13 protein-coding genes and 1 tRNA gene are annotated in these 19,610 nt (G+C 45.8%); 7 read left to right on the top strand and 7 right to left on the bottom strand.

Going from position 1 to position 19,610, the window contains the following annotated elements:
* Window positions 1-195 (top strand): hypothetical protein (locus tag HMPREF9999_RS10815; RefSeq protein WP_009437888.1); only part of this gene is annotated, 195 nt, incomplete at its 5' end.
* 769 nt (window positions 196-964) lie between these two features.
* Here the strand turns inward: HMPREF9999_RS10815 and HMPREF9999_RS10630 are convergent.
* A complete protein-coding gene (locus HMPREF9999_RS10630) occupies window positions 965-1,168 on the bottom strand; it encodes a hypothetical protein (protein WP_009437884.1) in 204 nt (67 codons plus the stop codon).
* A gap of 366 nt (window positions 1,169-1,534) precedes the next feature.
* Here HMPREF9999_RS10630 and HMPREF9999_RS09455 point away from each other — a divergent pair, with 366 nt between their 5' ends.
* The gene (locus tag HMPREF9999_RS09455; protein WP_044063470.1) at window positions 1,535-4,120 is read left to right on the top strand and encodes an endonuclease MutS2; all 2,586 of its coding nucleotides are present in this window, start codon (window positions 1,535-1,537) and stop codon (window positions 4,118-4,120) included.
* Window positions 4,121-4,214: 94 nt separating this feature from the next.
* On the opposite strand, the gene HMPREF9999_RS09450 is transcribed toward HMPREF9999_RS09455, so the two are convergent.
* From HMPREF9999_RS09450 to HMPREF9999_RS09440, 3 genes are all read right to left on the bottom strand, one after another.
* Window positions 4,215-4,703, bottom strand: a complete 489-nt coding sequence (locus HMPREF9999_RS09450; protein WP_009437881.1) for a glutathione peroxidase — start codon at window positions 4,701-4,703, stop codon at window positions 4,215-4,217.
* Window positions 4,704-4,932: 229 nt separating this feature from the next.
* Window positions 4,933-11,004 carry a hypothetical protein gene (locus tag HMPREF9999_RS09445; RefSeq protein ID WP_157049657.1) on the bottom strand — a complete coding sequence of 2,024 codons (6,072 nt, stop codon included), beginning with the start codon at window positions 11,002-11,004 and terminating at the stop codon, window positions 4,933-4,935.
* Window positions 11,005-11,197: 193 nt separating this feature from the next.
* A tRNA-Met gene (locus tag HMPREF9999_RS09440) sits at window positions 11,198-11,271 on the bottom strand.
* Window positions 11,272-11,670: 399 nt separating this feature from the next.
* Between HMPREF9999_RS09440 and HMPREF9999_RS09435 the strand changes: the two genes are divergently transcribed.
* From HMPREF9999_RS09435 to HMPREF9999_RS09415, 4 genes are all read left to right on the top strand, one after another.
* Complete coding sequence (locus HMPREF9999_RS09435) at window positions 11,671-12,072, top strand: hypothetical protein (protein WP_009437878.1); 402 nt, start codon at window positions 11,671-11,673, stop codon at window positions 12,070-12,072.
* Window positions 12,073-12,109: 37 nt separating this feature from the next.
* A complete protein-coding gene (locus tag HMPREF9999_RS10535) occupies window positions 12,110-12,421 on the top strand; it encodes a transposase (RefSeq protein WP_009437877.1) in 312 nt (103 codons plus the stop codon).
* Between the two features lie 345 nt (window positions 12,422-12,766).
* Entirely contained in the window at window positions 12,767-12,949 is a 183-nt protein-coding gene (locus tag HMPREF9999_RS09420) for a hypothetical protein (RefSeq protein ID WP_009437875.1), read from the top strand.
* A 9-nt stretch (window positions 12,950-12,958) separates the two neighbouring features.
* Window positions 12,959-13,900 carry an alpha/beta hydrolase gene (locus HMPREF9999_RS09415; protein WP_044063467.1) on the top strand — a complete coding sequence of 314 codons (942 nt, stop codon included), beginning with the start codon at window positions 12,959-12,961 and terminating at the stop codon, window positions 13,898-13,900.
* 184 nt (window positions 13,901-14,084) lie between these two features.
* Here HMPREF9999_RS09415 and miaA read toward each other — a convergent pair whose 3' ends face one another.
* From miaA to HMPREF9999_RS09400, 3 genes are all read right to left on the bottom strand, one after another.
* Window positions 14,085-15,029, bottom strand: coding sequence for a tRNA (adenosine(37)-N6)-dimethylallyltransferase MiaA (gene miaA, locus HMPREF9999_RS09410; RefSeq protein WP_009437873.1), 945 nt, complete (start codon window positions 15,027-15,029; stop codon window positions 14,085-14,087).
* A 40-nt stretch (window positions 15,030-15,069) separates the two neighbouring features.
* Window positions 15,070-16,359: an O-acetylhomoserine aminocarboxypropyltransferase/cysteine synthase family protein gene (locus HMPREF9999_RS09405; RefSeq protein ID WP_009437872.1), complete on the bottom strand. Its 1,290-nt coding sequence runs from the start codon at window positions 16,357-16,359 to the stop codon at window positions 15,070-15,072.
* 297 nt (window positions 16,360-16,656) lie between these two features.
* Window positions 16,657-17,922 (bottom strand): MFS transporter, encoded by a 1,266-nt coding sequence (locus tag HMPREF9999_RS09400; RefSeq protein WP_009437871.1) that lies wholly within the window; start codon window positions 17,920-17,922, stop codon window positions 16,657-16,659.
* Window positions 17,923-18,184: 262 nt separating this feature from the next.
* Between HMPREF9999_RS09400 and HMPREF9999_RS09395 the strand changes: the two genes are divergently transcribed.
* Window positions 18,185-19,003 carry an ADP-ribosylglycohydrolase family protein gene (locus HMPREF9999_RS09395; RefSeq protein WP_009437870.1) on the top strand — a complete coding sequence of 273 codons (819 nt, stop codon included), beginning with the start codon at window positions 18,185-18,187 and terminating at the stop codon, window positions 19,001-19,003.
* The last annotated feature ends 607 nt before the right edge of the window (window positions 19,004-19,610 follow it).

Raw genomic sequence — 19,610 nt, 5'->3', positions numbered from 1 at the left:
CAATCTGAGGGCTGTAAATTGGAAACCTATTGTCTTTCTCATTTCCTTTCTTTATGTAGCAAAATATTGCGGGCTGACTTTACAAGTGGAAGTCAGCCCGCTTCGATAGTTTACAGGGAAGAAAATAACTTCTTCCCCCTCATCTCTTTCTTGAAAGGAAAAAATATACTTCAGTTTGTTGCTTTTTTTGTATAGAAGTGCACCATCTTCTACGATACGACATTGAATTGATATTCTTAGTTGTTTGGAGTATTCTGTTTCTGCTCGCAATTTAGGACTTTATTTTGTATAACCAAATGAATATGATAAATATTGAGAGAAAAATGTACACTTTCCGTGTTTTTGCTATTTAAAACAGATAATTTGTGCAAAAAAGCATAGGGAAAATATCGAAAATGTGATGAACTTTGTTCTTCATAATGATGATGGGCTGGTGTTTTTAGCGTAGAAATGCCATGAACCCTATTTTTCGGTAAAGCGGATAACGAATTTTTCTAGAGGTGGAAGCTGTAGGTACTAAGTCTATAGTAGAAGTAGTTGTTTTGAAGAATGGAGACAAAGAAGAATATCTCTGAGGCATGGAGAATAATGTAGGAGTATGTAGTGAATGAACTCGGAGTTTTTTAGAAAACTCTCGGAGATAATTTCTCAAAAATCGGAGATTTTCCAGAGAGGGTGAGGAAGCGTTCTAAAGAACTCCGTTTTGACAAAGGTAAAAATGCCCTCGCGCGCGCGATGCGTGCGCGCATTACAGGGATTTTTGTCTTTTAACTTTCACAACCTTCACACACTAGTCGTTTTTTGATGTGATTATCGCCTCGGCAAACTTTATAAAGGTGTTTTGCTTCTTTAGAAAACTCACCTCCTATTTTTAGGTGAAATGGTGAAGGTTGTGAAAGCAAAAAAACAAAACTCCTGGGGAAGGCGCGCGTGATGCGCACGCGCGAGAAACTGCTCCTTAATTCTATCGGTGTTTTCGGGCTTCGTTTGCTGGAGAAAGAAAATAGGGATTTAAGAAAACTTGTGTGGTGAGAGCCTCCAGAATCTGATGCTGATAGTGAGCATCTTTAGAAGAGAATTTAGTGCGAGGAAGCAACTCGATTTTCTTTTGCTCAACTTTAGGCGGGATGATGTGGCCCATAGAGGGAGCATCTCTCCTAAATATCATGTAAATACCATGTTTTTTAGAGAATGAAAGGTTAAGAAATTTCTTTTAATCTGAAAGCGCTGTCTTTTTTATGTTTATTAAACCAGTTATAGTTAGAAGCATACTCTTTTTCCTGTTGCATTTCCTTTTCTCCAGTTGTAAGGAAGCATTGGTCGATGTAGCAAGGAAACAAGGGTGCAGAACAAAATCCTAATCACCTAATGACTGAAAATGATGGAGCATGATGTAGAATGTTATGGTACCTGGAAGCTGAAAATAGCCAGTTGGTGGGGGTGTGCACTGCATTTTCTTGTAAAGCTAACTTCGGTTCTTCTCGTGCACGCACCATTTTATTCGTATCTTTGCAGACAAATAGAAAGAACTCCAATGATTTATCCCAATAACTTCGAACATAAAATTGGTTTTTCCGAGGTGCGCACCCTGCTCAAAGGGCGGTGCATGTCGACCTTAGGCACGGAGTGGGTGGACAATCAGGTGAAGTTTTCCAATAAATTCGAGCTAGTGAAAGAGTCGCTCGAACAAGCACGCGAATTTGCCCTCTTCCGCATGACCGAAGAGGAAGTGTATGAGGAAAACTTCTATGATGTGCGACAACCCTTGTTGCGCATTCGCCCCGAACGTACGTATCTCGAAGAACTCGATCTCTTTGACCTCAAACGCTCACTGCAAACTGTGGTGAGCCTAGTGCAGTTTTTCCGACCACGAGGTGAAGGTGCTGCCACAACTGCTGAGGAGGGAACAAGCCAGACGGAGGATGCCGAGGTGTCTTCCGAAGTGGTGTATCCAGCTTTGGCACGTATGACAGAAGGAGTGAGCGCATTTCCGCAAATCATCAAGCGCATCGACCTTGTACTCAACAAGTATGGCAAGGTCAAGGACACTGCCACCCCTGAACTGCTCAACATTCGTCACAGTATCGAGGTGACTTCGCGCAACATCAGCCATAGTCTGCGCTCCATCATCAACGAAGCGCAAGCAGAGGGCTACATCGATCGTGATGTCTCACCTACGCTCCGCGATGGCCGTTTGGTCATCCCCGTGGCACCCGCTTTGAAACGTAAAATCAAGGGTATCATCCACGATGAGAGTGCGAGCGGAAAGACCGTCTTCATCGAACCTGCTGCGGTGGTGGATGCCAACAACCGCATCCGCGAACTCAAGGCTGCGGAGAAGCGCGAGGTGATTCGCATCTTGCAAATCCTTTCTTCTGAAATCCGTCCGCATATCAGTGATATTCTGCACTCAATGCAGTTTTTGGCGCACATCGACTATCTTCGTGCTTTAGCGATCTTCACCGAACAATTTGAGTCGGTGGTGCCTCGTTTGCAGAAAGCTCCTTGCATCGAATGGGTGCAAGCGCGCCACCCCCTCTTGCAGCAGAGTCTGGAACGCCACGGCAAAAAGATGATTCCGCTGGATGTGACCCTGCGCCATCGTGCCAAACTCTTGCTCATCTCGGGCCCTAATGCTGGTGGTAAGTCCGTCTGCTTGAAAACGGTGGGGCTGTTGCAGTATATGCTCCAGTGCGGTATGCCAGTGCCCGTGCGTGAGAACTCAGTGTGCGGCATTTTCGACGACATTTTTATCGACATCGGTGATGAGCAGAGCTTAGAAAATGACCTCTCCACCTATTCTTCCCACTTGCTCAACATGAAGTCGATGATGAAGCATTGCACCAGCAAGAGTTTGCTCCTCATCGACGAGTTTGGAAGTGGCACAGAACCGCAAATCGGTGGTGCGCTGGCAGAAGCGATTCTCAAGAAGTTTGTGGAACGTGAGGCTTGCGGCATCATCACCACGCACTATCAAAACTTGAAACACTTTGCCGAGCAGTCGGAACATGTGATCAACGGTGCGATGCTCTACGATCGTGCCAAGATGCAACCCCTCTTCATGCTGCAAATTGGCAATCCGGGTAGTTCGTTTGCGGTGGAAATCGCGCGCAAGATAGGCCTTCCTGAAGATGTTATCCGCTATGCCGCAGATCTGGTGGGCAAGGACTACGTAATGAGCGACAAATATCTCCAAGACATTGTGCGCGACAAGATGTATTGGGAAAACAAGCGTAAGAACATCCACGACCGCGAGAAGAAACTCGAGCAAACCATCGCACACTACGAAGAGGAACTCACCACGCTCTCTCAGCAGAAGAAAGATGTGCTCTCCGATGCGCGCCAAGAGGCGGAGCGAATGTTGCAGGCTTCGAATGCCGCGATTGAAAACACCATTCGCACCATTCGCGAAAGTCAGGCAGAGAAGGAGCGCACCAAAGAAGCGCGCCAAGAACTGGAGGCTTTCCGTGAGGAAGTGAAGGCCATCGAAAAGCAACAGAAAGACGATGCCATCGCGCGCAAGATGGATCAGATACGCCGTCGCCAAGAGCGCAAAAAAGACAACAAGAAGGCGCAGGGGGCCATCGGCTCGTTGCTCGGTGCCATCGCGCAGAAGAATGATCCTCAACCTACCATTGTGCCGAAAGCTAAGGTGGAGGTGGGCTGCTATGTGCGCATCAAGGGGCAACACAGTGTGGGCCGTGTGCAAACTATCAATGGCAAGACCGTGCGCGTGCTGTTTGGCGTGATGACCACGACAGTGCCGATGAACCGCTTGGAGGTGACCACACGCCCTGTGGAGAAACCTTCGGTGTCGCAGGTGTCTACCTTCGTGAGTAAGGAGACGCGCGATGCGATGTATGAGAAGAAGCTTCATTTTCGTCCAGAACTGGATGTGCGTGGCATGCGTGGCGAGGAAGCCCTTACGGCTGTGAACTACTTCATCGACGATGCCTTGCTCCTCGAACAAAAGCGGGTGCGTATCCTCCATGGCACAGGTACGGGAGCCCTCCGCACGATGATTCGTCAATATCTCGACACGGTGGCTGGTGTGCGCGACTATCGCGATGAGCACATCCAATTTGGTGGCGCTGGCATCACTATTGTTGAGTTGGCTTAACTATTTATTTTCCTAAAGACGAGCATCACCGCTCATCAACTTTCGAGTTGGTGAGCGGTGATTTTTTAGCATTGAGCCTAAGCGCGGTTTGTTCTTAGGATTGAGCCAACAGGGCTTCGATATCTTTGGCAATCTTGCTAGGTTTGGTGATGGGGGCATAGCGACGAATCATGGTGCCATCGCGAGAGATGAGGAATTTGGTAAAATTCCATTTGATAGCGTTGGTGAGGAATCCGCCTGCTTGCGATTTGAGATATTGGAATATCGGATCTGCCTCGCTGCCGTTCACCTTGATCTTGTGCATGATGGGAAAAGTGACACCATAGTTGAGTTGGCAAGCCGCTTCTGCATCACTGCCCGAGCCTGGTTCTTGACCCGCAAACTGATTGCAAGGGAAGCCTAGTATCATCAACCCTTGGTCTTTGTATTGCTGGTAGAGCTGTTCGAGTTCGGCAAACTGGGGGGTGAATCCACATTTGCTAGCCGTGTTGACGATGAGCAGCACTTGGCCTTTGTGTTGAGAGAGAGGGTAGGGCGCACCTTTGCTGGTGACGGTGGAGAAATCATGAATCATGTGAGGCATAATGTGGGTGTTGTTGTTTTTGTTTCCTTTTTATTGCGTGTCGGGTGCAAAGGTAGGAAAAAGATTTTATGTGAGAAGTGATAAGTCTTTGACATTGTTTCGTTGTGGTCTAATCACTGATGGAAAGGAAGATGAGGAAATGCGCTATAGATAGGATATCAGAGGAAACAAACATTAAGACCGACCACTCGGTGAGGAGGGTCGGTCTTAATGAGAAGAGAGAGAAGGATTATCGGATGATCATCTTTTGTCCTTGTGAAATCACCACACCTGTTGCTGAAGAAGCATTGACACGCTGTCCAGCAAGGTTGAAGATGGCGTGTGGGGTGTTCTTCTGTGCAGGACTTCCTTTCACCTTTGTCACTTCAGGAGAAGGTAGGATGAAGGAGAGGGAAGTCGCAGCAGAAGTGCCAATAGGCAGGGTGAAGTAGGCACGGTTGCCAGGGATGTCTACATCATTCTGGACACGGCGGAAGAGCATCTCGCGGGTGTCATTGTCGATGGTGAGCGCGTAGTAGTGTGTGCCAGAACTTCTGTCTGTGGCTTTAAGTGGAAGGTTCGTTCCTTGGAGCTTCGTGTCGATAGGTGCATGCCACTTAGTGGGGTGCAACTCGAAGCTGCCTGCATGGGCACTAGAGAGAATCACAGGGGTGTTGGCTGGAAGCACTTTTCCGTCAATAAGCTCGAGTTCGAGATTCTTTTCGGCAGCCACTTGTTTCACACGATACACGAAGAGACCTTCGGGAATCGTTGCAGCAAAAGGTAATTGCGTGGTGGCGTAGTTACCATTGCTACCGGCGTAAGTGGTGACGGTGAAGGTGGCATCCTTCACGGTATCGAAGTAGAAGCTCGTACCGGCTAAACCATATTTTTGGTGCCATACGGGGTTAGTCTCTGTGCCATCGTGGCCTCCAATGGCATTATCATTTTTCCAACCTACAAGAGACAGACCAGCATTGCGGATGTAGAGGGTACCAATCTTTTGTTGATTATCTCTACCTATAGTGATATGTCTAGCAGTGCCGAAGGAAAGTTCAGCAGGTTCATTGCTGAGGCTTCCGTGGTTTTGGTTTGCCATTCTACAGAGGTAGCCTTTTCCGTTTGCGGCTGCAAGGTATTGTTTACCCGTGTTGTCTTGTTGAAGAATCCAAAGGGTAGAATTATCTTGCTGTTTAGAAAGACTAAGAGGGGTCATCACACCATCGTTAGATGACTCTACGGCTTGGCTAGTGATGTATCTGCCATCGTAGTAACTGCGAAGTCGATAGAACTTACCATCCTCGGGCATGTAGTAGCCGTCTTTGTCTTCTTTGACTTGAGTACGGTTAGCAGGTCCTGCCCATGTTTCTGGGATAGATTCGAGAAGGCCTTCCCAATAAGTGTCAGGTTGGTCTACTGCAGCTGCAGGTTGGAGATAGTACGATTCTACATACGATGCCTCCTTAAACTTCGCCAAAGGATAACCAGGATTGGTCAGACTGAGAAGACTATCTGCAGTGACGAGCAGACGGAAGTAGCGGCCGAAGTCTTTGAGCTCTTGGATTTGAGCTTCAGTGGTGTAGTCTTTCTTCACTAACTCCGTGAAGGGTTCGCGGAACTTCGTGTTATCGGGATTTCCATAAGGTTTGATTTGCACCAAACTGTCGGCATCGCGCCACACGGGCCATGCGGTCATTTGCTCAGAGAGTTTCTGGAGGGCTGGATCAGTGGCAGCAATGCTTGCAGAAGCGTTGGTTACATTAGCCTTGAATGAATTGTAGAAAGTGAGGCTGTGCTTTGCTTTGTTCGCATCTTTCTGCAAGAGTTCGTCGGCCTTCAACCATTGTTTCCAAGCTGGAATCTGTGCTTTGACCTTCGTCAGTTCTGCATCGTCGGTAGATGCTACCAAAGAAACGTCCGCGAGCTGTGTCTTCAACTCTCCGAGGAGTTTTTGCGTATTCACTGCGCGACTAGCATCAGCAGCGAGTGTGCTGTCTGCAGCACGCCAAGTCTTCCAAGCTGCCAACTGAGATTTGAGCAAATCTATGTTCTCAGTAGATGTAGTCAGCGTAGTGGCAGAGAGTTTTGCTTTGAACTCACCGAGGAGTTTTTGGGTGTTCACAGAGTGACTTGCATCAGCAGCGAGTGTGCTGTCAGCAGCGCGCCAGATTTCCCAAGCTGCCAATTGAGATTTTAGCTTCTCTATGTCTTGTTCATTAGCAGAAGTGCGTTCGAGTTCCTTGGCTAAATGCTTGCGGAACTCTTGGTGATAAGGTGCTGTGTTTACAGCCTTGGCTGCATCGCGCACCATGATGCTGTCCGCGTGCTTCACAAGAGCGAGATATTTCGTGGTGAGGTCGGCGGGAACGAAGACCCAACGTGAGCCAGCATCGTTTTGATTGTTGTAGAAACCTACGACCTGACGTTTTGATGGACCTCCATGCCAGTTCCACAATACTCTGCTGTCTTTTTGCAGCGCAATTTTGTAGTATTTGTTCTCGCGAGTGATTTTCCACGTTTGAGACTTGGTCATCTCATTGCTCCAGCGGAGAAGGTTGGGTTCTCCATGATAATCGAGCTCTCCCCAATAGTTTTTGTTGGGTTCATAGGAGATCCATTGATTTTTACCCATAGAATAGAGGTAGTATTCACCAGAGAATCTGCTTGCCATAACGAGGAATTGACCTGCATTGTCAAGCTGATCCGTGGGGTGTCCGTCTGGTGTCAGATAGTAGAACTTGCCATCAACAGCTTCGTGTCTGCGGATATAATATCTACCGAGGGGAGAGTCTTTACCTTCTGACAAGGTGAGGTTAGAAGGGTTGTCAAAGGTGAGTCGCTTCTTGTATTCCTCCTTCACTTGACCATTTTTGATGACCTCTACTTCTTCGCCATTACCACCAGCAACGGTGACAGTGAGCTTAGACAGCTCTAAGTTATCAAGCAGTGTAAAGTCGTTGGTGTTTGCCACCATTACGAGCTTTCCAGCTTCATTGTATACTTTGTAGCCCACGGCTCCAGTGCCTTGAATGCGTACGGTGCGACCATCGATGCGCACGGCATTAGGAGTTGCGGTAGTACCAGGTTGACCGGGCTTGCCGAAGTCCTCGTAGTGACCCACGTCACCAAACACGCGGTTGTCACCAGGATCCATACCACCAATCGTTCCCCAACGTGTTTCGCCTGGCTTGGCTCCTTCGTAGATGGCAGGAGTTTTGCGGATGCGCTCGTCGATGAAGATGAGGTTTTTGTTCTTCTTAGTGTATTGAGCCATGGCATTCTTGCACTCCTCGATGTCTTCTTGGCTTACAGAGATAGTGGCAGCACCATAAGCCTTGTCGTAGAAGTCGTCGTTATATTTGTAGGGGATGTTTTGCCCAACTTTGTTGAAGAAGCCATAGAAGGTGAAGAACTCGGTCAAATCCTCGCCTGCAACCTCACTACAGAAACGGGCAAAGCGTAGATAGTCCGTTTTTGCGTTAGAGAAATTGATGGGGTTCTCGCGGAATTTGTCGAATAGCTCTCGGAAGAAGGTTGGCTTGTGTCCCAACTCTACATAGTAAAGCCACAATTGCCAGTACATGCGTGTGCGATCGTTCAAGTCCATGTCGAGCCATGACTTGTTGTGGTTGAAACGATCGAAGAGTTTTTGTGAATTTTGCAATCGGCTCACACTAGCACCGCGTTTCCAGAGGGCGATGTTTGACCAGAGATTGTTGGAACTCTCAAGACAACGCGCAAGGTTGAAGAGCTTTTGATAGTGGTGTCCTGTTTCGTGGACTACCGCCCATAGGTTACCACCGTTGTCGTATTGTCCACCCTTTGCCCATTCCTTGTAGCTAAAGGTGGTGCTAACTGTGCCGATGAATGTGCCATAGGGGAAGGCGTAAAGTCCGCTAGCATCGGTGCTGAACAGCAAGCAATTGAAGCGATCTTTAAATTGTTCTGGACGGAAGAAGTCTTGTTCGATAGTGTGCACCCAGTCCCATTTGTCAAGAACACCAGTAATACCCTTGTCTACTCCATTGTAGATCCAGTTTTGCTGGTCTTGTTGTTCTTCAACTCCGCGGAGGCTAAGACTGTGGATCGTGTGTTTGGATTTCAAACGAATCACATCGTCGGTGAAGAAACCAAAGTCCTTCAGTTTGCGTAGGTTATCCCAATCTGCATTCTTCATGGTGTTGGCATCGAAGAATCCATTGGCGTGTCCACCTTCTACGTGGATACGAATCTTGGGTTGGTCGGTGTATTTCAACGCTACGTTGTTGATGACGTAGTTGATGTAGAGGTGCGCAGGGGAGTTAGAGTAGATGATATTGAACCCCTTATGTAGATCTACTTTACTACCCGTTGTGCTCTTGCCTTGTACAAGTTCTGCTTTAAGCTCACATTCAGCGGGAGCGTCTTTGTCTACAAATAGCAAAACGAACTCCTTCTCAGGGATAGTAACACCGGAAGGGTTGGTGAGCTGCGAGTATTGTCCAAAAGCAATGGGCATGAGCTTATCATTATTTGCCCATTTTTGTGGATGGCTATAGGCTTGGTAGTCCTGAATACGAAAGAGCTTTTCATAGCGATTGGCTTCTCCATTTTTACTATTCCAAGTGTCTGATTTCACACGCATAGCCATGTCGATGAGCAACTGAGGAAGTGCTGCAGCATGCAATGCTTGTTGGAATTGCTCAGAAGACATACTCTTATAGTTGTCCTTTAACTTGGTGCAAGCATAGTCGTCGAAAAACTGTTGAAGCTTCTCTGTCCACTTGGAGCTGTTTTCCTGTAGTTCATTCTGCGTATTGATTTTATCATTGTATGCTTGGAGTGCAGCTTGATCCAGTTCGATTTCTTCCAACTGCCATTTTGAAGCCGTAGCAGAAGCGTACCAGTTCACGACTCTGAAGTCTGCAGAACTAGCGCAGTGGAGACTCTCATCATTTCGGGCTACAAAAGCCAAGTAGGGGAACCACTTGTCTTTCTGTTGCACCTTAAATGTCACTTTAGAGGGAGTCATCTCGTAGGTCTTAGAGAGAGCAGCTGTGTTGCCTACGTAGTAGCGTTGATTGACCACACTACGAATGGCCCATTGAGCGCCTACCTTCTCAAAAGTCCATATTTGTCCCATTTCGCGTTCGTTGCGTTCGTCACCATTGACTTCATTTGTGTTGAAACGAGTGGTGAGTACACGAGAGGGGTAAGCGACGTTGCGAATGATGTAGTATTTGTTTTCAACGGGTTCAAAGGCTGCATTCGTCTTCTTGCGAATTTCAGCCTTAATATCATCGTCCGATACATCTGTAACGGATTCTAATTGCCAGTCTGCAGCGGTGTTAGGTGAGAAGTTTGTCACTGGCTGGTTGGTTTCTGCATTCTGTGAGGTGGACTTGTTGCGAGCATTGCCACCTTTCAACGTATTAGAAGCAGTCACAACAAAGCAACTACCATCAGCGAAGGTGTTATTACCACTGATGTTATAATAGCCTGGTGTGCTGTGTTTGAAATCTAACCACAGTTTTCGGTTGTCTAAAGAAGTGGTGAGGGGCTTATCGCCATCTACAGGAGCTGCGTAACGACTGGTAGCTGCATTGCGCAATGCAAAGCCGTCTCCGTTGGCTTCAACAATCCAAAGAGTGCTAAAGTCTGTCTTTGAAGTTGTTGGGGTTACTTTTATTTGATTGCCTTTGACCTCTTCTTTCCAATACTGATTTTGCGCATTTTTGATGCGGTATAAGCCACCTTGACGGAATTTTTCGAGATTTTTAAAGCCGGATTCTAATATAGGCCATTGGTCTTCAAAGTTCTTTACTTCTTTCTTTTCATCTTCTGTGAGAGATTGAAACTTCCAGAAATTTTGTTTGCTGTTGACTCCTTCCCAGTTTTGGACTAACCCGCTACCACCATTGTGCCAAAGCGTTTTATCCTTAAAATTGGGGTCTGTAGAAATCACCCAACAATCTTCACTGTCTTTTCCCGTGGCTTGCTTGATGTAGTAGTGAGCAGGAGTGTATCCAACGGAGAATGTGACATTCATCAGACCGTGCTGTTGAACGGGGAGACCTTCGCTCACATTGATGATCCAGTAGGTGTCATTTACTCGTTTCACCTTCCACACTCGGGTGAGATCCATACCATTGGCTGTTTCAGAACCTGCTTGTTCTGAGACATAGCCTAATTGGCGATTGTGCACATGGATGGGCAGACTATTATGCCTGCTGATGATGCGATAGTATCCATCGGTGAGTTCTGTGCTTTCTGCAAAAGCAGAGGAACAGAAACCTACCACGAGGAGGAGCATCATGATGGTTCGTTGTAGAAATCTGTGCATAATGTAGAATTAAGTTATAGTGTTGATTATTTCTTAGGGAGGAGCAAATATAACAAGGATGATTGGGGGGAATACATTTGTTCTGCTACGAAGCTCTGTTAGCGTAAATGTAAGGGCATTTTAGCGTTCTCCAAGTGCAAGAATGGTTGTGCTACCAAAAAAGACCCAAGCGTGTGCTTGAGTCTTTTCAAAGTAGCGAGGCCGGGGATTGAACCCGGGACCTCAGGATTATGAATCCTGCGCTCTAACCATCTGAGCTACCTCGCCGTTATTGCTGGTTTGCGAGTGCAAAAGTACAATGTTTTCTTCACATGTCCAAATCTTTTGATGAAAAAATGCAACCAATAGCTGAATTTCTTGTATGCGCATAGGTTTGACACGCTTTTCTACTCGTGTGGATACGTGCTCTTTTGTTCAATTCCAACTCATAATTCTTTGCAGAAATCGTCTGCAGTACAATAAATTTCCGTAACTTTGCTGATAAGCTTTATTGAGGATTGTTTTATCGTTATCTGTTTGGATATCAATAATAAATATACAAAAGAATAATCCTCTTATTGGAGCTTTCGTTGAAACTATTTAAAGGCAAAATAACAAGCCTTACTTATCCCGAATTGGGGTTATACCAAGTAGTTGAGCAATGTGCTCTTAAACCCTCAAATAAAGATGATGAAAATTTTAATAAAAGCAATTTTTTCTTTGTTGATTCTTGCAGGTTGTTCAAAAAGCAATAAAGTAGAGCTCTCATTATCCCATGTGCAGCCAGAAACATCATTCTCCTTGCCTCCAATAGAACAATGTGATAGCTTTAGCATTGTTCCTCCCTATCTAAATATGGATAGCCTGCATAATGTGGAGATACCTGATAATATTCGTGATGTATGTGAGGAAATGTTAGTAAATGACGGAGTAACAACGCTTCTCTTTTATCATAAAGACAATGTCGTAGCATATGCGACTATGCAACGCTCTATCGCTGACTTCGCGTCATTTGATGTTTCTAAGAAGTATTCAATAGGGCAACAACTCTTCTTAAACAAAGAGCGTAAAGTAATAGTTAATCACTAAAGCTTACAAATTTAATGTTCATCAGATATTTGAAGTGATGGCATTGAAAAAAAGCGAAAACTGCCCGAATGTGATGCATGTCTTCGATCATTTCCATGTGGTCAAACTGATGAATGAGAAGTTGGACGATATGCGCTGGGTGCAATACAACATGGAAAAGGACATCAACAAGCGCAAGGTCATGAAGGGGACGCGTTATTTGCTGCTACGCAATGGAGCTGACATCTTCGACAAGGAGTATCGAACAAGGCTTGATAATGCTTTGGATATGAACAAACCTCTCTCACAGGCATATTATCTTAAAGAGCAACTCAGAGAGAGAGATGGACACAGCCCCATAAGCAAGTAGCCGAAGAGGTTATGCTCGATTGGGTAAAACACGCGCGAGAGAGCTAAGTGCCACAGTTGATGAAAATGGCTGACATGATCATGGCTTACAGAACGGGTATTCTAGTATGGTACAACTGTCCCATTGCGACAGGAAAAGTAGAGGGGGATAAACAACAAGATAAAGGTAATGAAGAGAGTGGATTATGGTTTTAGGGAGGAAAGATACTTTGAGTTAAGGTTATATGCGCTACATGATTGCCGCATCATTCCAAATGTCGGATGAACCGGAAAAGTCTTTAACCCATATAATTGACTCTATCTTTCTTATTAGAAAGGTGGAGTTTTGTATTTACAAATATCCATTATGAAGACTCTAAATAGATATCAAGAATTGAAGTTTTATTTTACCGCTTTCTGTTTATTGTTGGGCAGTATTATGCCCATTGATGCACATACAATTAGGCAAATTGAAGTATCTTTCCCTATACTCAAAGGGAAAATGAAACTTCAGGGTGTTATTTCACAAGTAGCTGAAGCACCACAGTAATCACCTATATTGGTCTTAGTAACGCCACCACAAGCTTTCAATCGGGACTATGTTGGCTTCTTTAAGGCTTTGTCTGACTCTTTAAACCGTAAGGGATACACAACGTTCAGATATGACAACCGCAGTTACTCCGACACCCTTCTAGGGAATCAGCTTTACGAAGGTCGTTATACCATGCACGATGCAGCTGACGACCTCCATGATGCTTTAGCCTTTTTGAAGACCGATGAACGTTTCGCATCACATCCAGTGGGCGTTATCGGACATAGTGAAGGAGGTTCTGTCGCCATTATTGAGGCATCAAGAAACACGGAGGTAAAAGAAATTCTCCTCCTTGCTACTATGGGGGTGAAAGGAGAGCATGTGTATTACGAACAAATTATGTCGCGTCTCACTCCTTTTTTTAAGTGGCACTCATATTCAGAAAGTAATATCCTAAGGTACTCGATTTACCGACAGGCTCGCATATTAGCTTCTGAACCAAGAGATAAGCAGGCGATAAAAGAATTGCAAAAGGAAATGGCTAAGATTTATCAGCAGCATGCGAGTTTGATTAATTCATCCTTTGGTGTACAAACACAGCAAGAGTTTGTAAAAAGTCAAACAGAACCATTCAAAAACGACGCGCGCCTACTTGCTGCCATTCGCTATAACCCGGAAAAACATCTGCAGAGTATTCGCTGTCCAATCTTTATTGCTTATGCAAAAAATGACAACTTGCTTAATTATATCGAACACCAAAAAGGAATAGAGTGTACACTTTTAAAATACCAGCATTTTAACTTCTTCTCTATTGCGATTGACGACGCAAATCACTCATTTGAAGATCAAGAATCCTACTTACCACTCTATGTTAGCGTCCATAGAAAAGAATCGAAGCTCTATTTAGGACAAGCATTTACCACCTTATTAGATAATATAACAAAATGGCTTCAGGTATCAATAAATTAGATGTAGTAATGTTTTCTATATTATCTAATACTCGAACAGGAGTAGACACTTTTATAGAAACTTCAAGACAATGGATAGAGAAAGAAGGCTGTAAAGTTCACCTTATTTATATTGTTGACGCGTACTTTATAATCTGATGATAGTCCACTTGGAGGATGAACAAGAGCGATGGATAGGCCAATCCTCAAAGAGCTTTCAAAGTTTGCTCGATGATGGCAAGTTTATCGTCCGTGGGCAACATGGCATCAATCCAGTGGATGGGGCAGCCACGACGCTCCATACCGCGAAACCAGGTCATTTGGCGTTTAGCAAACTGGTGTATGGCTGTTTCGAGTTGCTGTACCATATCATCGTAGGACAATTGTCCTGTGCAGTGGAGGGTGAGAAACTTGTATTCCAAACCATAATATATGAGATCTTCGGCTGGAATGCCTTCGTCAAGGAGGTTTTGCACTTCTGCGACCATGCCATTTTCGAGACGTTGGTGTAGACGTTCGGTGATGCGCTGACGACGCACTTCACGATCGAGGGAAAGCCCGAAGGTGATGTTGCGAAGGGTGGGGCAGTTGCGCTCACTGGCTCCGTGTTCGAGATTGTAGGTTTCGATTTCGATGGCTCGAATGGCGCGTTTTGCTGTGTCTACGTCTGTAGTGTTGTGCATCGCTTGTCCTGAACGCGCTTTTAATTCGGCGAGTAGGGCAGTGAGTGCTTCAAGCGACTGTCCTTCCAACTCTGCACGTAAGGCAGGATTCTGTGGCACGTGACTAATGTTGTAGGAACGAATGATGCTTTCGAGATATAATCCAGTGCCACCACAGACCACAGGTCGAAGACCGCGTGAGCGCATGTCGCCTAAGGTTTCAAAAAAGTCGTGTTGGTAACGATAAAGATTGTATTTAGTGCCAGGTTCCTCCGTGTCAATGAGATGATAGGGCACGGCATGGCCATTGATGATGTAATCATCAAGGTCTTTGCCAGTGCCAAGATCCATGCGGCGATAGACCTGGCGAGAATCGGCACTGATGATTTCTGTGCCTAATAGATGTGCCAAGGCCACCGCCAAGGACGTTTTGCCCGAGGCGGTGGGACCGAGGATAGAGATGATATCTAATTCTGGAGGATATTCCATAAAAGAGGGGAGCGATTAGAGCTAGTGATGCGCTGCTTCTTTAGAGTTGTTGGAAGGCTTGTTCTAAATCGGCGATGAGATCGTCAGCGTTTTCTATACCGATACTCAAACGAATCAGGTCGACAGGGATGCCAGCAGCTTCCAATTGTTCGTCAGAGAGTTGGCGGTGGGTGTGGCTAGCCGGGTGAAGTACACAGCTCTTGGCATCGGCCACGTGTGTGGCTATGCTGATGAGGCGCAGTGCATCGAGGAAACGAACTGCAGTTTCTCTAGACTTGTCTTTCAGCCCGAAGCAGAGTACGCCGCAACTGCCATTGGGAAGATATTTTTGTGCCAATGTATAATCCTGACTGTCCTTGTCGCCAGCATAGTTCACCCAAGCCACTTGAGGATTGTTTTTCAAGAAATCCACTATGCGACGTGCATTGTGCACATGACGCTCCATGCGAAGGTGGAGTGTCTCAATACCGTTGTCGAGCAAAAAGGCATTTTGAGGACTTTGGCAGCAGCCGAAGTCACGTTGCAGTTGCGCTACAATTTTTACTAAATATGCTGCAGCACCAAATGCCTCTGTGTAAACGAGCCCGTGATAGCTTTCGTCGGGCTGTGTCAAACCTGGAAATTTGTCTGCATGTGCCGACCAGTCAAATTTTCCGCTGTCGATGACACAACCTCCTACGCATCTACCTTGTCCATCGAGGTACTTCGTAGTAGAGTGGGTCACAATGTCGGCTCCCCACTCAATGGGACGGCAATTCACAGGGGTGGGGAAGGTGTTGTCTACCACAAGTGGTACTCCGTTGGCATGGGCAAAGCCTGCCCAACGCTCAATGTCGCATACTCGGCAGCCTGGATTAGTGACGGTTTCGCTAAACACTAACTTCGTGTTAGGATGGAAGGCGGCTTGAATCTCCTCATCGGTGGCATCGAGACTGACAAAGGTGCAGTCGATGCCCATTTTCTTGAGCGTTACGGCAAAGAGGTTGAAAGTGCCGCCATAGATGCCGTTGGTGGCGATGAAGTGGTCGCCAGCATTGCAGATGTTGAACACCGCGAAAAAGTTGGCAGCTTGGCCACTCGAAGTGAGCAAACCAGCCGCACCGCCTTCGAGTTTGGTGATTTTGGCAGCCACAGCATCGCAGGTGGGATTGGCCAAACGAGAGTAGAAATAGCCAGACTCTGCTAAGTCGAAAAGACGTGCCATCTGTTCGGTAGACTCGTATTTGAAAGTCGTGCTTTGATAAATGGGCAACTGGCGAGCCTCGCCATTTTTAGGAGTCCAACCTGCAGTGAGGCAAAGGGTGTCGATGTGTGGATGTTGTTCTGCCATAATAGCGTACGGTGAAGTTTAGTGAGACTTATCGTCGGCAACTGCCTTGTAACAATCTAACTTTGAGGAAGGGCAGTGTGTTGATGTGACGCTGAATTTTCTGCAAAGATAGGTTTATGTTTTTAATCCTACCGAGTTTCACTTGGAAATCTTCTCTTTTTTCGAAGGAAAAGGCGCACTTCAGAAGAATATTCTGCTGAGGTGCGCCGAACTAATTCTTTAGCCGAATGATATTCTAGGGCTATTTTTTGCTTTTTGAGATTATGCTCTATGTAGGGCAGGACTCTTTGCTAGCGATTATTTCTTTTCTGTCTTTTCTTGGAAAAGGATAAAGAAAGCTACTCCAACCACGAGGGCATAGGCTGCAAAGGTGAACCATACACTAGACCAGTCACCGATTTGCGCGCCATTCACGTTTTGGGTGTGCTGATTGACCACCCATTGTGCACCAACCATGCCCACAGACGCTCCGATACCATTCGTCATGAGCATGAAGAGGCCTTGTGCACTGGAGCGAATGGAAGGGTCGCATTCCTTGTCTACAAAGAGAGATCCAGAGACATTGAAGAAATCAAATGCTACTCCGTAGACAATCATAGACAATATGAGGAAGATGACTTGGGGAAAAGCTGGAGTGCCGATGGCAAACAAACCGAAGCGTAGCACCCATGCGAGCATGGCGATGAGCATCACGGTTTTGATGCCGTAGCGTTTGAGGAAGAAGGGAATCAAGAGGATGCAGAAAGTTTCTGACAACTGCGAGAGAGAGATGAGTAAGTTGGCATGGTCCACAAAAAAGACTCCCTTAAAGGCTTCTTGTACACTGAAACTACTGATGAAGGTGTTGGCAAATCCATTGGTGATTTGCAAGCTCACGCCGAGCAGCATCGAGAAAATGAAGAAAAGTGCCATGCGACGATGCTTGAATAGAGCGAAGGCGCGCAATCCCATTGCTTCGACTAGGCCTTTATGTTCTCCTGAATTGCGTTGGGCTGTGGGGCATGCAGGAAGGGTGAGTGCGTAGAGGGCTAGTATGATGCCCCAACCAGCTGATACGTAAAACTGTTGTGGCCCGTGTTGCCATCCCAATAAATCAACGGCCAACATGGAAACAATGAATCCTATCGTACCAAAAATACGGATAGGGGGGAAATCTTTTACGGTATCGAGGTTATATTTTTCAAGCGCGTTGTAGGAAACTGAGTTAGATAGCGCGAGAGTGGGCATATATGCAGCTACACTGAGCGTGTAGAGAGGGAATATTTCCCAAAAGTCAAAGGTCGATTGGCTACCGATTATTCCTACTCCTATCATACTAATGGCTGCAATCAGGTGGCAGAGGGCAAGCATGCGCTGAGCTTGTACAAAGCGATCTGCTAAAATGCCCACTATGGCAGGCATAAAGATGGAAACTACACCTTGAATGGAGTAGAACCAACCGATGTTGGCTCCCATGCCTTTACTGGCTAAAAAACCACCCATGGAGATAAGATAGGCTCCCCAAACGGCAAACTCTAGGAAGTTCATGCCAATCAGGCGGGATTTGATAGAGGTATTATTCATTGTTTCTAATGATTTAATAGGTAGAATTCTTGTAGTATGATTGGAAATTGTCATGCAAAGATAACAGAAAATGAGTTATTGACAAAGAGTGCCGACGGCTTTTTCTCTGCAGATTTATGTAAGCTGCGAAGGATAAGTTGGTTTTTAGTAAGCATTTTCTTATCTTTGTCTTTCTACTGGCTATCACAAGTACTTCAAGTAAGGTAGATGGCCTGTGCAATGTGTGACTTCTTTATTTTGATTTCATCAAAAACAAATAGATATGTTAGGCGCAATTATAGGAGATGTGGTAGGTAGTATCTACGAATTTGATAATATCCGCACCAAAGATTTTCCCTTTTTTCAAACAAGAATGGAATGCACCGATGATAGCATTCTCACCTTTGCCACTGCAGAGTGGATATTGCGTGGAGGCGATGTTGCTGACTTTTATTGTGCATACGCCATGAACTACCCATGTCCTATGGGAAGTTATGGAGGGATGTTCCAACAATGGGTTGTAGAAAAGGCGAGAGGTGGAGCAGCTTTGCCTTATAACAGTTGTGGCAATGGTAGTGCCATGCGTGTCGCTCCAGTGGGGTGGGCTTTTGACACGGAGGAAGAGGTGATGACGTGGGCGGAAAAGTCTGCAGTTTGTACGCACAATCATCCAGAAGGCGTGAAAGGAGCACAAGCCACAGCGATGGCCATCTTGTGGGCACGACAAGGAGTTTCTGCTGTGGACATTGAAGGACGTATCACGCAAAGGTTTAGTTATGATTTGACGATGGCAGTCGAGGAACTCCAGCAGCGTTATTCTTGGCGAGGCATAGATGGAAAAGGCAACGGAGGCATTTGTCAGGACAGTGTGCCGCAAGCCATAATCTGCGCGCTCAAGGCGAAAAATTTCGAAGATGCCGTTCGCAATGCCGTGAGCATAGGGGGCGATAGCGACACTATTGGTTGCATTGCAGGAGGAATTGCCGAAGCATTGTATGGTGTTTCTGAGAACATGCGACATAAAGCGATGAACTATATTCCACTGGAGTTTCAGAAGATACTTCGAGAATTTGAACAGAGGTATGGAGCTAACGTGGTATAAACTTCTATTTGCAACATAAAAAAGGTTTCCCTCTTTGAGAAAGAGCGATGGCTGGTGAGTGGTGAAGTGCTAATTGTGCTTCACCACCTTTTTGTGTTCTATGCACACTTCTCAAATGACGTTCAGGGCATAGCAGTCATTCATACTGGTAGTGGTGAGTCTTCTCGCGCGTGCGTATTTATGTAGTTGAGTGGTCTATCTTATTTTTCTGTTATTTTATCTGTTGGGCTTCTTTTCCTGGAGACCTTAGATGATTTCTCGAAACTATTGAAAAGATATCTCGGAGTTCTTCTTCTAAATGTCGGAGATATTTTAGGAAATCTCCCAGAATCTTCGCGTAATCTCCCAGTTTAGGTGTGGGCAAGTAGAAAGAAGGTTGGAGAACGAAGCATAGGGAAACAATATAAGGCGGGCTAGAAGGGGGTAACTGGCTAATGTATTAAAGAATGAACTAAATCTAGATGATATCCTGCATAATGTCGCACAATCCTTTCAGTAGTGTCTTTAGAAGAAAATAGGTTTATGTATCCATTTTGCAAACTAATTACATTGCAAAATTGGGTGTTTGAAAAATTTCCTCCGATTTTTTTGTAGAAAGTCTTGGTAG

The organism is Alloprevotella sp. oral taxon 473 str. F0040, from assembly GCF_000318095.2.
Lineage (GTDB): Bacteria > Bacteroidota > Bacteroidia > Bacteroidales > Bacteroidaceae > Alloprevotella.
Note: the sequence above shows the minus strand (reverse complement) of the source record. Positions and strands in the feature narration are given on the sequence as shown.